This window comes from Cyanobium sp. ATX 6A2 (assembly GCF_024346355.1).
Taxonomy (GTDB): Bacteria; Cyanobacteriota; Cyanobacteriia; order PCC-6307; family Cyanobiaceae; genus NIES-981.
This window is the reverse complement of the sequence record NZ_JAGQCU010000023.1, coordinates 1-11,301: the sequence shown is the minus strand read 5'-3', so window position 1 is coordinate 11,301 and position 11,301 is coordinate 1. Positions and strand designations below refer to the sequence as shown.

Genomic DNA, 11,301 nt, shown 5'->3' with positions numbered 1-11,301 from the left:
GAGACGGGTGGCTGAGTTGGGGAGACGGCCGCGGTGGGACTTGCACGCTGTGGCCTCCATACTGCCTGCGCCCACCGGAGCCGCCCGACGTGCACCCGATCGACTGGCTGATCCTGATCAGCTATCTGGTGGCCAGCCTGCTGGTGGGGCTGTGGCTGGCACGCCGCAACCGCGACGAGGCCGATTACTTCGTGGCCGGCCGCCGCCTCAGCGGCTGGCTGGCAGGTGCCTCGATGGCCGCCACCACCTTCTCGGTGGACACGCCGCTGTATGTGGCCGGGCTGGTGGGGGTGCGCGGACTGGCGGGGAACTGGGAGTGGTGGAGCTTCGGGGTGGCCCATGTGGCCATGGCCGTGGTGTTCGCCCCCCTCTGGCGGCGCAGCGGCGTGCTCACCGACGCCGCCTTCACCGAAGTGCGCTACGGCGGCGCCACCGCGGCCTGGCTGCGGGGGATCAAGGCCTTCCTGTTCGCCCTGCCGATCAACTGCATCGGCATCGGCTACGCCTTCCTGGCCATGGCCAAGGTGAGCGAGGCCCTGGGGCTGGCGCCCACCCCGGAGTCGCGGCTCACCCTGCTGGCGATCGTGGGTCTGCTGGTGCTGGTGTACACCGCCGCCGGTGGCCTCTGGGCGGTGGTGGTCACCGACCTGATGCAGCTGGTGCTGGCTCTCGGAGGGGCGGTGGCCGTGTCCTGGGCGGCCGTGAACGCCGCCGGTGGCATGGATGGCCTGCTCGAGAGCCTGCGGGCCCTCGACCGCCCGGAGCTGCTCTCACTGGTGCCCTGGCAGCTGGAGGGGGGGCGGCTGCGCTGGCTGGACGGCGCCGGCATCTCGGTGTCCACCTTCAGCGCCTACATCGCCCTGCAGTGGTGGAGTTTCCGCCGCAGTGACGGCGGCGGGGAATTCATCCAGCGGCTGCTGGCCACCCGCGATGAGCGCCAGGCCCGCATCGCCAGCTGGGTGTTCCTGGGCGTGAACTACCTGTTGCGCAGCTGGCCCTGGATCCTGGTGGCCCTGGCGGCGGTGGTGCTGCTGCCCGACCAGACCGACTGGGAGCAGAGCTATCCGCTGCTGGCGGTGCAGCTGCTGCCGCCGGTGGCCCTGGGGCTGGTGGTGGTGTCACTGGTGGCGGCGTTCATGAGCACCGTGAGCACGGCGGTGAACTGGGGTGCCAGCTACCTCACCCACGACCTCTACCAGCGCTTCATGCGCCCGCAGGCCTCCCAGCGGGAGCTGCTGCTGATCGGTCAGCTGGCCTCGGTGCTGCTGGTGGTGCTGGGGGTGATCACGGCGCTGCTGAGCACCAGCATCGGCGCGGTGTTCCGCCTGGTGATCGCCATCGGCACCGGCCCGGGGGTGGTGCTGGTGCTGCGCTGGTTCTGGTGGCGCATCAACGCCGCCGCCGAGCTGGCGGCCATGCTGGGTGGCTTCCTGGTGGGCTTCTCCACCTCGGTGGTGCCGCTGCTGCGCATCGACGACTACGGCCTGCGCCTGCTCACCACCACGGCGATCACCGCCGTGGTGTGGATCGCGGTGATGCTGGCCACCCCGCCGGAATCGGCCGAGGTGCTGGAGGAGTTCGTGCGCCTGGTGCGGCCGGCGGGGCCGGGCTGGAGCGTCTGGCGGCAGCGCACCGGTGTGGAGCCCCAGGAGACGCTGCTGGATCTGATCAGCCAGCTGCTCGGCAGTTGCGCCGTGCTGTTCGGTGCCCTGCTGGGGTTGGGCGGGTTCCTGCTCAAGCTGCCGCTGTGGGGCTGGGGCGGGCTGGTGGTGGCGGTGCTGGGGCTGCTGGCCCTGCGCCAGCGGGCCCGGCTGCAGGGCGGGCTGCGCCAGGCCCTGGGCCAGACACCGCAGGGGTGATGATGGAGTCGGCACCGCACCCGCCCGTTCCTGACTGTGCAATTTCTTCGCTCCACCCTGCTGCCGGCGGTCATCGTGCTGCTCTTCGCCCTGGCCCTGGTGGCCGTGAGCGCCCGCATCTGGCTGCCCGGTGACATGGCCGCCCCGGCTCCGTTGGGTTGAGCGTCGCCGTGACCAGCGGTCCCTATCCCGAGCAGAGCCCCCAGGAGCTCTACCTCGACCCCGATGTGCTGGCTCAGGAGCTGGCCCAGGAGCTGCTTGGCGACCCCCTCGACGAACTGGACAGCAGCGAGCCCGCCCCGGCGGCGGTGGCGGCCGAATGCGACCGGGGGCTGGAGCTGCTGCGCCGTGGCGACCCCAGCGCCGGCCATGAGGCCCTGATGCAGGGGCTGAGGGTGTTCTGCGAGCACCGCGACCCGCGGGCCGTGCCGCTGCTGCTGCCGCTGCTGGCCACCAGCTGTCCGATCCTGCGCATGAGCGCCGTGTATGCCCTGGGCCGCAACCCCAGCCCCCTGGCCGTGGAGCCGCTGCTGGCGCTGCTGGCCGCAGACGACAACGGCTATGTGCGCAAGGCGGTGGCCTGGAGCCTGGGCAACTACCCCGAGGCTCCGGTGCTCAACCCCCTGATCCGCTCTCTGCAGAGCGACATCGCCGCGGTGCGCCTGTGGGCCGCCAGCTCCCTGGCCGACGCCGGCGGCACCGGGGCGGCGAAGGCCGATCCCGCCGCCGCCCAGCTGCTGCTGAGCCTGCGCATCGACAGCGAGCCGGCGGTGCGCAGCAACAGTGCCTGGGGGCTGGGGCGGCTCTACCCCGATCTGGTGGAACCACGCCAGCACGATGTGGTGGAGGCCCTGCTGCAGACGATGCTGCAAGACGGTGAATCGGGGGTGCGCGACGAGGCCCGCCTGGCCCTGGAGCAGCTGGAGCGACCCGAGGTGCTCGAGCGCCTGCAGACCCTGGTGGACGAGGGGCTGCTCTCCTGAGCCGGCCTCAACCCTGAAGCGCAGCCCCTGGGCACCGCGGCTAGCATCGCGCCATTCCCCGGTACCTGGGATGGCCCAGCACACCATCCGTTTCCGCATCCGCCCCGACGGCCGCGTCGAGGAGCAGGTGGAAGGTGTGGCAGGCGCGGCCTGCGAGCAGCTCACCGAGCGGCTTGAAGCCCGGCTGGGAGCGGTGCAGCAGCGCCGGCCCACCGCCGAGGCCTTCCAGGCCGACGCCACCCTTCAGCGCCAGGTGCAACCGGCAGTCCAGTCCACCACCCCGCTTTCCTGACTTCTGCGCCATGTCCCACTTCAGCACCGTGAAGACCGAGCTGCGCGACCGCGATGCCCTGCGCGCCGCCCTCGAGGACATGGGCCATGAGCCTCGCGAGGGCAGCCTGAGCGTGCGCGGCTACCGCGGCCAGTGCGAAACCGCCGAGCTGGCCATCGCCCAGAGCGACGGCACCGACATCGGCTTCCGCCTCAACGCCGACACCGGCTGCTACGAGCTGGTGGCTGACCTGCAGCTGTGGAAGCAGACGGTGCCGGTGGAGCGCTTCCTGGCCCAGCTCAACCAGCGCTACGCCCTGCGCAGCATCCTCGCCGCTACCGCCGAGGAGGGCTTCCAGGTGAGCGAGCAGGCCAACATGGCCGACGGCAGCATCGAGCTGGTGGTGACCCGCTGGGTCTGATCGCCGCCCCAACCACTCACCGCGACCAGCCCATGGCAGTGCCTGTGGACCCCGCTGTCGCCTTTGCGGCCTCCTCCGCTCCCGCGGCGGCCGCCAGTGGCACCGAGCCTCTGCTGGGTGGGGAACTGCGCCAGAAAGCCGTGTGGGTGGATGAGGCGGTGTGCATCGGCTGCCGCTACTGCGCCCATGTGGCCGCCAACACGTTCGTGGTGGAGGCGAACTGGGGCCGCTCCCGCGCCATCCGCCAGGACGGCGACAGCACCGAACGGATCCAGGAGGCGATTGACACCTGTCCGGTGGACTGCATCCACTGGGTGGCTTACGAGGAGCTCACCGATCTGTCGGAGCAGCTGAACCAGCAGGACATCCAGCCCCTGGGCCTGCCCACCCCCTCCCGCCTCAAGCGCACCCTGCCCCGCCGCCAGGCCGTCTGAAGCCCATGCCCGGCCCGCCGTCCTCTGGCTCGCCGATCCCCTGCCGGCGTTTCGGGCGCACCGAGCTGGCCATGCCGATGTTGTCGCTGGGGGGGATGCGCTTCCAGCAGAGCTGGAGCGACCTGCCGGCCGACCAGATCACGGCAGCCAGTCAGGACAACCTGCGGGCGGTGCTGGAGCAGGCGGTGGGCCACGGCCTGCACCACATCGAAACGGCCCGCCACTACGGCACCAGCGAGCGCCAGCTGGGCTGGCTGCTGGAGCAGGTGGGCGACCCCGCGCGCATCCTGCAGACCAAAGTGCCGCCCCAGAGCGATGCGGCGGCCTTCGAGGCCGATCTGGCCACCAGCTTCGAGCGCCTGGGGGTGGAGCGGGTGCACCTGCTGGCGATCCACGGGATCAACCTGCGCGAGCATCTGGAGCACACCCTGCGGCCCGGCGGCTGCCTGGCGGTGGCGCGGCGCTGGCAGGCCGAGGGGCGGGTGGGTTCGATCGGCTTCTCCACCCACGCTCCTCTGGAGCTGATCGGCGAGGCGATCGCCAGCGACGCCTTCGACTACGTGAACCTGCACTGGTATTTCATCCGCCAGGCCAACCGCCCCGCCATCGATCTGGCCACCGCCCACGACATGGGCGTGTTCGTGATCAGCCCCACCGACAAGGGCGGGCACCTGCACAGCCCCTCCGCCCGCTTCAGCGCCCTGTGCACGCCGCTGCATCCGATCCTGTTCAACGATCTCTTCTGCCTCAGCGTTCCGGGGATCCACACGATCAGCGTGGGCGCCGCCCGGCCTGAGGATCTCCACCGCCACCTCGAAGCGGTGGCCCTGCTCGATCAGGCCGGCACGCTGTTGCCGCCGCTGCTGGAGCGCCTGGAGGCGGCCCGGCTGGCGGCCCTGGGCGATCCCTGGCTGGCCAGCTGGGAGCAGGGCCTGCCGCACTGGAGCCAGACCCCGGGCCAGATCAACATCCCGGTGCTGCTGTGGCTGCACAACCTGCTGGAGGCCTGGGATCTGGAGAGCTTCGCCCGGGCCCGCTATGGCCTGCTGGGCAACGGCGGCCACTGGTTCCCCGGCGCCAACGCCGATGCCCTCGATGGAGCGGTGAGCGAGGCGGAGCTGCGCGCGGTGCTGGCGGCCAGCCCCTGGGCCGAGCGCATCCCCCAGCTCCTGCGCCAGCTCAGGGCGCGGCTCGGTGGCCAGGCCGTGCAGCGCCTGATGGCGGAGTAGGCCCGGCCGGGCCGCTGCCCAGGGGCTGCTTGGCGGGCAGGCCCACCGCCCGGGGGTAGGAGCCCGGGCAGGGGCCGCTGGGGCGGAGCACCAGGGCATGGCGGCTGCCGCGCCCGCCGGGAAGCTCCAGGCTGCGGCAGCTCTCCACCTCGGCCCGCAGCGGTGCCAGGGCCGCCTCCAGGCCCGCCTGATCGGTGGGGCTCCACTGGCCGCGGTAGAGCAGGGCCCGGCCTTTTGGGGCCAGCAGGGGCACCAGGTATTCGGCCACCACCGGCGCGCTGGCCACCGCCCGGGCCAGGGCCCAGTGGAACTGGCCGCGGCAGGCGGGGTCGTGGCCGGTGCGCTCGATGCGCTCGCAGCGCAGGTTCAGGCGTCCCTCCAGCCCCAGGGCGGCGGCCATGGCCCGCACCGCCTCCAGCTTGCGGCCCACCGAATCCACCAGCGTGAGCTGGGCGCTGGGCAGGGCGATCGCCACCGCCAGGCCGGGGAAGCCGCCGCCGGTGCCCACATCGATCAGCTTCAGCGGCTCACCGCCCGCCGCCGGGGCAGACGCAGGAGCGGGCGGGGCCTGGAGCAGGGGCACCAGGGGCCAGAGGCTGTCGAACACCTGGGCGATCCAGTAGTCGTCGCCCTCCACCAGGCGGGTGAGGTTGAGGCGGCTGTTCCAGCTGCGCAGCTCCTCCTGCAGGGCCTCCAGCTGGGCCTCCTGCGCGGCGCTGGGCTGCCAGCCCAGCTGCTGCCAGAGGCTGCGGCGGCCCTGCGGGGCCGGAGAGCTGGCAGGGGACGGGGCCATGCGATCCGTGCGGGCTGGCGGGCGGGTGAGGCTCCCTAGGATCCCAGCACGGGCTGCGTCCCGGCCCTCAGCCGTTGCTCCACTCCGGCAGCATGCCCCCGACCGGCGCCAGCCACTATCAGTTGCTGCAGCTGCCGATTGGCGCTTCGGCCCAGGAGCTGCGCCAGGCCTTCCGCCGCCTCAGCAAGCAGGTGCACCCTGACACCACCAGCCTGCCGGCGGCGGAGGCGGAGCAGGCCTTCCAGCGGCTGCAGCAGGCCTACGCGGTGCTCAGCGATCCGGAGGCCCGGCGCCGCTACGACGCCCAGCTGCGCCTGGCGGCCCTGGCCGCGGCGGCGGCCGCCAGCAGCCGCGCCGCCGCCGTGGACACCAGAGCGCCTGCCGCGCCGGTGGCCGGCTGCGGGCCGGATCCGGTGCGCCGGGCGCTGTCCGGCGGGGAGTGGCTGGCCCTGCTGCTGCTGGCTCTGGCGCTGGTGTTCAGCCTGGTGCTGGGCGTGGGGCTGGCCTGGGCGCGGGGCGCGGCCCTCACCCAGTGGCCCAGCTGGTGGCCCCCCGCGTGAGACCCTGATCGCCATGAGCCAGCTGCCCAGCCCCGACACCCCCCTCTACCACCACCCCCTGCCCGCCCTGGAGAGCTGGCTGCGGCAGCTGGGCGCCGTGCAGGAGCGCAGCGATCCCTGTCTCTGGGACCTGCACCGGCCGGAGTGGAGTGCCCGCATCGAGCTGGAGGTGGAGGAGCTGAAGGTGAGCTGGCATGCCGATGGCCGCCACTGCGAGCGCCACTTCCCCTATGGCCTCTCCCGCGCCGACACCGAGGCGGCGATCCTGGCCGGCCCCTGAGGGGCGGCCTCAGCGGCAGATCTCGCTGGCGCGCTGGGCCGGGCTGGCCAGCGGGCCGCAGTTGAGCCAGCGCAGCGCTTTGGTCTCCACGTCGGTGAACAGCACCAGGATGCCGGCACAGATCAGCAGCATCGCCGCGGTGACCAAGCTGTCGCGGCGGGTCATGGGGTGGGCTCCCGGGGCCAGTGGCGCTCCATAGTCTGCAGCCGCCACTGCTCTGCCAGCGCGGCGGCACTGAGGCTGGTGAGGCGGGGCAGCTGGGCCAGCACCGGCACGCCCCCCAGCTGCTCGAGGGTGCGGGGGTTGTCGGCGTGGGGCGGGCCGTTGAGCACCAGCCCCAGCACCGGGATGGAGCGGGCGCGCAGGGCCTCGAGCGACAGCAGGGTGTGGTTGAGGGTGCCCAGGCCGCTGCGGGCCACCAGCAGCACCGGCAGGCCCCAGCGCTGCAGCTGCTCGATCTGCAGCCAGTGGCGGCCCAGGGGCACCAGCAGGCCGCCGGCGGTCTCCACCACCAGGGGCTCGCCGCCGGCCGGCAGCGCCAGCCGCTGGGGCTCGATCGTCACGCCATCGCGCTCGGCGGCCCAGTGGGGGGAGACGGGAGTGCTCAACCGGTAGGCCTCCGGCAGCAGACGCTCGGCGGGCAGATCGAGGAGGTGCCGCACCGTGGCGCTGTCGCCGCCGCCCTCCACACCACTCTGCACCGGCTTCCAGTAGCGGGCGCCCAGGCCCTGCACGAGCCAGGCGCTTACCAGGGTCTTGCCCACGTCGGTGTCGGTGCCGCACACCACAAGGCGCCGGGGCAGGGCGGTGGCTGCCGGGATGGCGCTCACGCCGGTCGCTGGCCGATCAGCAGCAGCACCTCCCATGTGATCCCCTCGCCGGCGGGCCAATGCTGCAGCAGCCGGCGCAGCTGGGGGGCGCTCAGGGGCGGGTGGGCGCTGGTGCCGGCGCCGAGGGCGCGCAGCTGATGCAGGAACTGCCGGCCGTCGCCCCCGGGGCGGGTGAAGCGCAGCCGCTGCAGCCGCCACATCTCCAGTCGGCGTCGGGCCACCGCCTCCAGATCCGCCGCCTCGGGCAGCGCCAGGCCCGTGAACGGCACCCCGGCCCGCTCGGCGGCCCGGTGCCACTGGGGGAAGCTGGCGGCGGTGGGCACTGCCAGGCCCAGCCAGCCGCCGGGGGCCAGCGCCTGGCACCAGTGCTCCAGCTGGGTTGCCGGCCGGCTCAGCCACTGCAGGGCGAAGCTCGAGCTGAGGAAGGCGGCGCCATCGAGCTCGCGCGGCAGTCCCTGGTCCAGATCCCACACCCGGCTGGTGGTGGGGATGGCCAGGGGGTTGCGGGCCAGCAGCTCGGTGCAGAGGTCGAGCTGGAGCAGCTGCCGCGCTCGTGCGGCGGGGGTCTCATGCCCAGACGCCGGGCTCGTTGCCTGGGGTTGATCAGCCAGGGCGCGAGCGAGCAGGCCGGTGCCGGCCCCCAGGTCGGCGGCCGGGCCGGGGGGCAGGGGCAGGCTCCGGCAGGCGTGGGCCAGGCGCCAGGCGATGGCCCGCTGCAGGGTGGCCTGGTGGTCGTAGGCCGCCGCACCGCCCGCGAACCCCGCCCGAACCCGGGCGCTGAAGGCGGGCAGTGGGGTCACAGGCCGGCGATCCATCCCATCACCTCACGCACCACCGGGGTGCCCAGCAGGCAGTGGCCGGCCTCGGGGTAGAGAACCAGTTCGGCGCGGGGCCGCTCCTGGCGCAGCAGGGCGCGGGCCTCGGGCACCACGATGCGGTCGGCGCCGGCCTCCACGATCAGGCCGGGGATGGCGGTGGGCAGCGCCGCCGGCAGGGCTGTGGTGGAGGCCAGCAGCTCCAGATCGGCCAGCAGCTGGCGGCGGGCGGCGTCCGTGAGGGGTTGGTCGATGATCGTGGCCGGCAGCTGGCTGATGGGCTGGGGGGCGGCGGCCTCGCTCAGGAACTGCCGCAGCATGGCTTCCGCTTCGGGGCCGCGCAGGGCCTGGGCCATGCCATCCAGGGCCGCGTGCAGGCGGCGCCCCGCGCGGCCCGGCGGCACAAAGCGCCCGAAGCTGGCCAGCAGCACCACCGCGTCGGCCGCCGCCAGCAGCTCGGGCGGCAGCAGCTGGGGGCCGAGGGAATGGGCGATCAGCACCCGCCGGCTGGCGCCGGGCTGCCATTGGGCCGGATGCACTGGGCATGGGCCGTAGCCCCGGTCGGGCGCCTGCCAGTGCCAGCCCTGGCGCTCGGCGGCGGCGGCGAAGGGCTCCCAGCCGCGGCTGTCGCCCGCCCAGCCGTGCATGGCGATCAGCTGGGTGGTCATGGCGGCAGCGGCGTCAGAACGGTCAGGGGGCGCCGAGGGCGTGGAGGAGCCGCTCCAAAGTGCCGCCCGGCAGGTCGGCCCGCAGCACCAGCCGCAGCCGGGCCGTGCCCTCCGGCACGGTGGGCGGCCGGATCGCCACCGCCAGCAGGCCGGCCGCCTCCAGCTGCTGTTGCAGCGCCAGGGCCCGCTCGTCGCTGCCCACGAGCAACGGCAGGATCGGCCCCGCGCCGGGGGGGCGGGGCCAGCCGGCGGCCTCGAGGCCATCGCGCCAGCGCTGGGCCCGCTTCAGCAAGCCGGTCTGCGGAACGGTGGGCGCACCATCGCCGCCGGCCTCAGCGTGGCGCTGCTGGATCAGCCTTAGGGCCGCCAGTGCCCCGGCGGCCAGGGGGGGCGCCAGGGCGGTGGTGTAGCGGAAGGCGCCGCTGCTTTGCAGCAGCCACTCCATCACCAGCTCGCCGCCGGCCAGGAACGCCCCGCCGCTGCCAAAGGCCTTGCCGAAGGTGCCGCTGATCAGGGCGATCGAGCTGATGCCGTGGCCCAGTCCGCGGCCGCCGGAGCCCAGCACCCCCAGGGCATGGGCCTCATCGAGCAGCAGCGCCGCCCCGAAGCGATCGCAGAGCGCGGCCAGGGCCGGCACGTCGGGGCTGGTGCCCTCCATGGAGAACAGGCTCTCACTCAGCACCAGCAGCCGCTGCTGGGGCCGCTCGCGGCGGGCCTCGCTGAGCCGCCGCTCAAGCTGAGCAAGGTCGTTGTGGGCGAAGCGCCGTAGGCGGGCGCCGCTGGCGGCCACGCCGGTGAGTAGGGAGTGATGGATCAGCCGGTCGGCGATCACCAGGCTGTGGCGGTCCGCCAGGGCCAGCACCGCCGCGAGGTTGGCCTGGAAGCCGCTGGGGAACAGCAGCGCCCGGTGGCGCCCCAGCCAGCCCGCCAGCTCGGCCTCCAGTTCCATGTGCACCGGCCGGGTGCCGGTGACCAGCCGGGACCCTCCGGCTCCAACCCCATCGCTGGCGCAGGCCGCCTGGGCGGCGACGACGACCTCTGGGTCGCGGCTCAGGCCGAGGTAGTCGTTGCTGGCGAGGTCGAGGATTGGCTGAGGAGCAGATACAATCTCTGCAGCTCGCATGCAGGCACCAAAAGCATGTGTCAGAGCTCGAAGCTGGCGGTATCTTGAATGCCTGCAATCTTGTAGGGATTGTTTAATAAGGAAATCCCACTGCCATGCAAAATCACTGGTGCCTACCCTCGCTCTATTTGTGTGAACATGTACCATCACAAAAAGGTGTGGGGGGGTTGGATGCGCTTAATGATAGACTTGCCTAGTGGATTGAACATGATGGCGATGGTTATTCGGCCGTGACCAGACTCTCTTTTAGCTATCACGAGTAGAAAATCAGATTCATGCTCTAAGCATACTTTGCCGAATTACTGCAGACTCAATCTTTGATTCTTTGTTGGGATTTAGAAACATTCTCATGTATCGCCGGCCTTCGACGCCTATTTCCTGAGCGAATTTGTCATTATCTCTGCACCAGGATATCTTAATTTCAAGATCACTCAGGTCATGGCAGATTGGGACAAAGTGCTGCCAGGGTTTCAGCAAGAACTCCATACCCCAAGATTCGCATGAGGGTATTGGCATCAGAGGAACAGATGATGAAGCCAAAACCCATTTTAAATTTGTAGCTATATCATTACCTTCAAGAGAAAGAACGTACTTGTGCTTCAAATGCTCGGAGATAGGTACAGCAGGCTTGAAGATAGATTCATTTCTCACTTTTAAGTCGATACTTTTGAATATACTGTCGGCGCCCTGGACTATCTTCGAAAATCCAATATCAACATTTTCAAGCGAAGTGGAACGTAATAGATGAGCAAGGTTGCATCGAGCAGACCTCGGATCAGGAGAGATTGTTCTATTCCATTTTCCCGTTGTAGCTCCTCTCCAAAAAACCGTATCAGTCTTGCTTGACCAGGGAGCATCTTGAGAATCAATGATATCTAGATAATTCCAATGACGCTTGCGGTTCAACCTAGGGACTCCTGAAAAAGGGATCCGCCGGCTGGATCCAAATACTGCGAACGAGCGGCGCGTTGTCTGCCCAGACGCTTGGCTATACAGCGGCCAATGAATCGGCCATTTCAAGCTTCCAAATGTTCC

At 70.9% G+C, this 11,301-nt stretch carries 16 protein-coding genes; 9 read left to right on the top strand and 7 right to left on the bottom strand.

The genetic code is table 11. From position 1 onward, the window contains the following. Window positions 1-89: 89 nt before the first annotated feature. The 7 genes from KBY96_RS14845 to KBY96_RS14815 all read left to right on the top strand — a co-directional run bounded on the left by KBY96_RS14845 (window position 90) and on the right by KBY96_RS14815 (window position 5,197). On the top strand, window positions 90-1,859 hold the full coding sequence (locus KBY96_RS14845; protein ID WP_254980308.1) for a sodium:solute symporter family protein: 1,770 nt from the start codon (window positions 90-92) through the stop codon (window positions 1,857-1,859). Window positions 1,860-1,895: 36 nt separating this feature from the next. Next, on the top strand, window positions 1,896-2,021 hold the full coding sequence (locus KBY96_RS14840) for a hypothetical protein (RefSeq protein ID WP_254980307.1): 126 nt from the start codon (window positions 1,896-1,898) through the stop codon (window positions 2,019-2,021). Further along, complete coding sequence (locus KBY96_RS14835; protein WP_254980306.1) at window positions 2,018-2,842, top strand: HEAT repeat domain-containing protein; 825 nt, start codon at window positions 2,018-2,020, stop codon at window positions 2,840-2,842. Before KBY96_RS14840 ends, KBY96_RS14835 begins: the two co-directional genes overlap by 4 nt. Before the next feature lie 70 nt (window positions 2,843-2,912). Next, on the top strand, window positions 2,913-3,134 hold the full coding sequence (locus KBY96_RS14830) for a DUF2997 domain-containing protein (protein ID WP_254980305.1): 222 nt from the start codon (window positions 2,913-2,915) through the stop codon (window positions 3,132-3,134). A gap of 10 nt (window positions 3,135-3,144) precedes the next feature. Further along, a complete protein-coding gene (locus tag KBY96_RS14825; protein ID WP_254980304.1) occupies window positions 3,145-3,534 on the top strand; it encodes a DUF1257 domain-containing protein in 390 nt (129 codons plus the stop codon). A 32-nt stretch (window positions 3,535-3,566) separates the two neighbouring features. Continuing rightward, window positions 3,567-3,968 (top strand): ferredoxin, encoded by a 402-nt coding sequence (locus KBY96_RS14820; RefSeq protein ID WP_254980303.1) that lies wholly within the window; start codon window positions 3,567-3,569, stop codon window positions 3,966-3,968. A 5-nt stretch (window positions 3,969-3,973) separates the two neighbouring features. Then, entirely contained in the window at window positions 3,974-5,197 is a 1,224-nt protein-coding gene (locus KBY96_RS14815; RefSeq protein ID WP_254980302.1) for an aldo/keto reductase, read from the top strand. On the opposite strand, the gene KBY96_RS14810 is transcribed toward KBY96_RS14815, so the two are convergent. Next, complete coding sequence (locus KBY96_RS14810) at window positions 5,148-5,990, bottom strand: 16S rRNA (guanine(527)-N(7))-methyltransferase RsmG (RefSeq protein ID WP_254980301.1); 843 nt, start codon at window positions 5,988-5,990, stop codon at window positions 5,148-5,150. The genes KBY96_RS14815 and KBY96_RS14810 overlap by 50 nt on opposite strands. Window positions 5,991-6,082: 92 nt before the next feature. On the opposite strand from KBY96_RS14810, the gene KBY96_RS14805 reads away from it, so the two are divergent. Beyond that, on the top strand, window positions 6,083-6,550 hold the full coding sequence (locus KBY96_RS14805) for a J domain-containing protein (protein ID WP_254980300.1): 468 nt from the start codon (window positions 6,083-6,085) through the stop codon (window positions 6,548-6,550). A gap of 13 nt (window positions 6,551-6,563) precedes the next feature. Beyond that, a complete protein-coding gene (locus KBY96_RS14800) occupies window positions 6,564-6,830 on the top strand; it encodes a DUF3143 domain-containing protein (protein ID WP_254980299.1) in 267 nt (88 codons plus the stop codon). A gap of 9 nt (window positions 6,831-6,839) precedes the next feature. Here the strand turns inward: KBY96_RS14800 and KBY96_RS14795 are convergent, their stop codons facing one another. From KBY96_RS14795 to KBY96_RS14770, 6 genes are all read right to left on the bottom strand, one after another. Beyond that, a complete protein-coding gene (locus tag KBY96_RS14795; RefSeq protein ID WP_254980298.1) occupies window positions 6,840-6,995 on the bottom strand; it encodes a hypothetical protein in 156 nt (51 codons plus the stop codon). Further along, window positions 6,992-7,660, bottom strand: a complete 669-nt coding sequence (gene bioD, locus KBY96_RS14790) for a dethiobiotin synthase (protein ID WP_254980297.1) — start codon at window positions 7,658-7,660, stop codon at window positions 6,992-6,994. The genes KBY96_RS14795 and bioD overlap by 4 nt, the downstream gene beginning before the upstream one ends. Beyond that, window positions 7,657-8,460: a methyltransferase domain-containing protein gene (locus KBY96_RS14785; protein WP_254980296.1), complete on the bottom strand. Its 804-nt coding sequence runs from the start codon at window positions 8,458-8,460 to the stop codon at window positions 7,657-7,659. Before KBY96_RS14785 ends, bioD begins: the two co-directional genes overlap by 4 nt. After that, on the bottom strand, window positions 8,457-9,143 hold the full coding sequence (locus KBY96_RS14780; protein ID WP_254980295.1) for an alpha/beta fold hydrolase: 687 nt from the start codon (window positions 9,141-9,143) through the stop codon (window positions 8,457-8,459). The genes KBY96_RS14785 and KBY96_RS14780 overlap by 4 nt, the downstream gene beginning before the upstream one ends. 22 nt (window positions 9,144-9,165) lie before the next feature. Next, window positions 9,166-10,266, bottom strand: a complete 1,101-nt coding sequence (locus KBY96_RS14775) for an aminotransferase class I/II-fold pyridoxal phosphate-dependent enzyme (RefSeq protein ID WP_254980294.1) — start codon at window positions 10,264-10,266, stop codon at window positions 9,166-9,168. 273 nt (window positions 10,267-10,539) lie between these two features. Beyond that, window positions 10,540-11,301: glycosyl transferase family 90 (locus tag KBY96_RS14770; RefSeq protein ID WP_254980293.1), on the bottom strand; the 762-nt coding region annotated here is incomplete at its 5' end.

Coding starts and splice junctions, on each gene's coding strand:
- KBY96_RS14830 (WP_254980305.1), top strand. CDS start 2,913: ATGGCCCAGCACACCATCCGTTTCCGCATCCGCCCCGACGGCCGCGTC.
- KBY96_RS14825 (WP_254980304.1), top strand. CDS start 3,145: ATGTCCCACTTCAGCACCGTGAAGACCGAGCTGCGCGACCGCGATGCC.
- KBY96_RS14820 (WP_254980303.1), top strand. CDS start 3,567: ATGGCAGTGCCTGTGGACCCCGCTGTCGCCTTTGCGGCCTCCTCCGCT.
- KBY96_RS14815 (WP_254980302.1), top strand. CDS start 3,974: ATGCCCGGCCCGCCGTCCTCTGGCTCGCCGATCCCCTGCCGGCGTTTC.
- KBY96_RS14810 (WP_254980301.1), bottom strand. CDS start 5,990: ATGGCCCCGTCCCCTGCCAGCTCTCCGGCCCCGCAGGGCCGCCGCAGC.
- KBY96_RS14805 (WP_254980300.1), top strand. CDS start 6,083: ATGCCCCCGACCGGCGCCAGCCACTATCAGTTGCTGCAGCTGCCGATT.
- KBY96_RS14800 (WP_254980299.1), top strand. CDS start 6,564: ATGAGCCAGCTGCCCAGCCCCGACACCCCCCTCTACCACCACCCCCTG.
- KBY96_RS14795 (WP_254980298.1), bottom strand. CDS start 6,995: ATGACCCGCCGCGACAGCTTGGTCACCGCGGCGATGCTGCTGATCTGT.
- KBY96_RS14780 (WP_254980295.1), bottom strand. CDS start 9,143: ATGACCACCCAGCTGATCGCCATGCACGGCTGGGCGGGCGACAGCCGC.
- KBY96_RS14775 (WP_254980294.1), bottom strand. CDS start 10,266: ATGCGAGCTGCAGAGATTGTATCTGCTCCTCAGCCAATCCTCGACCTC.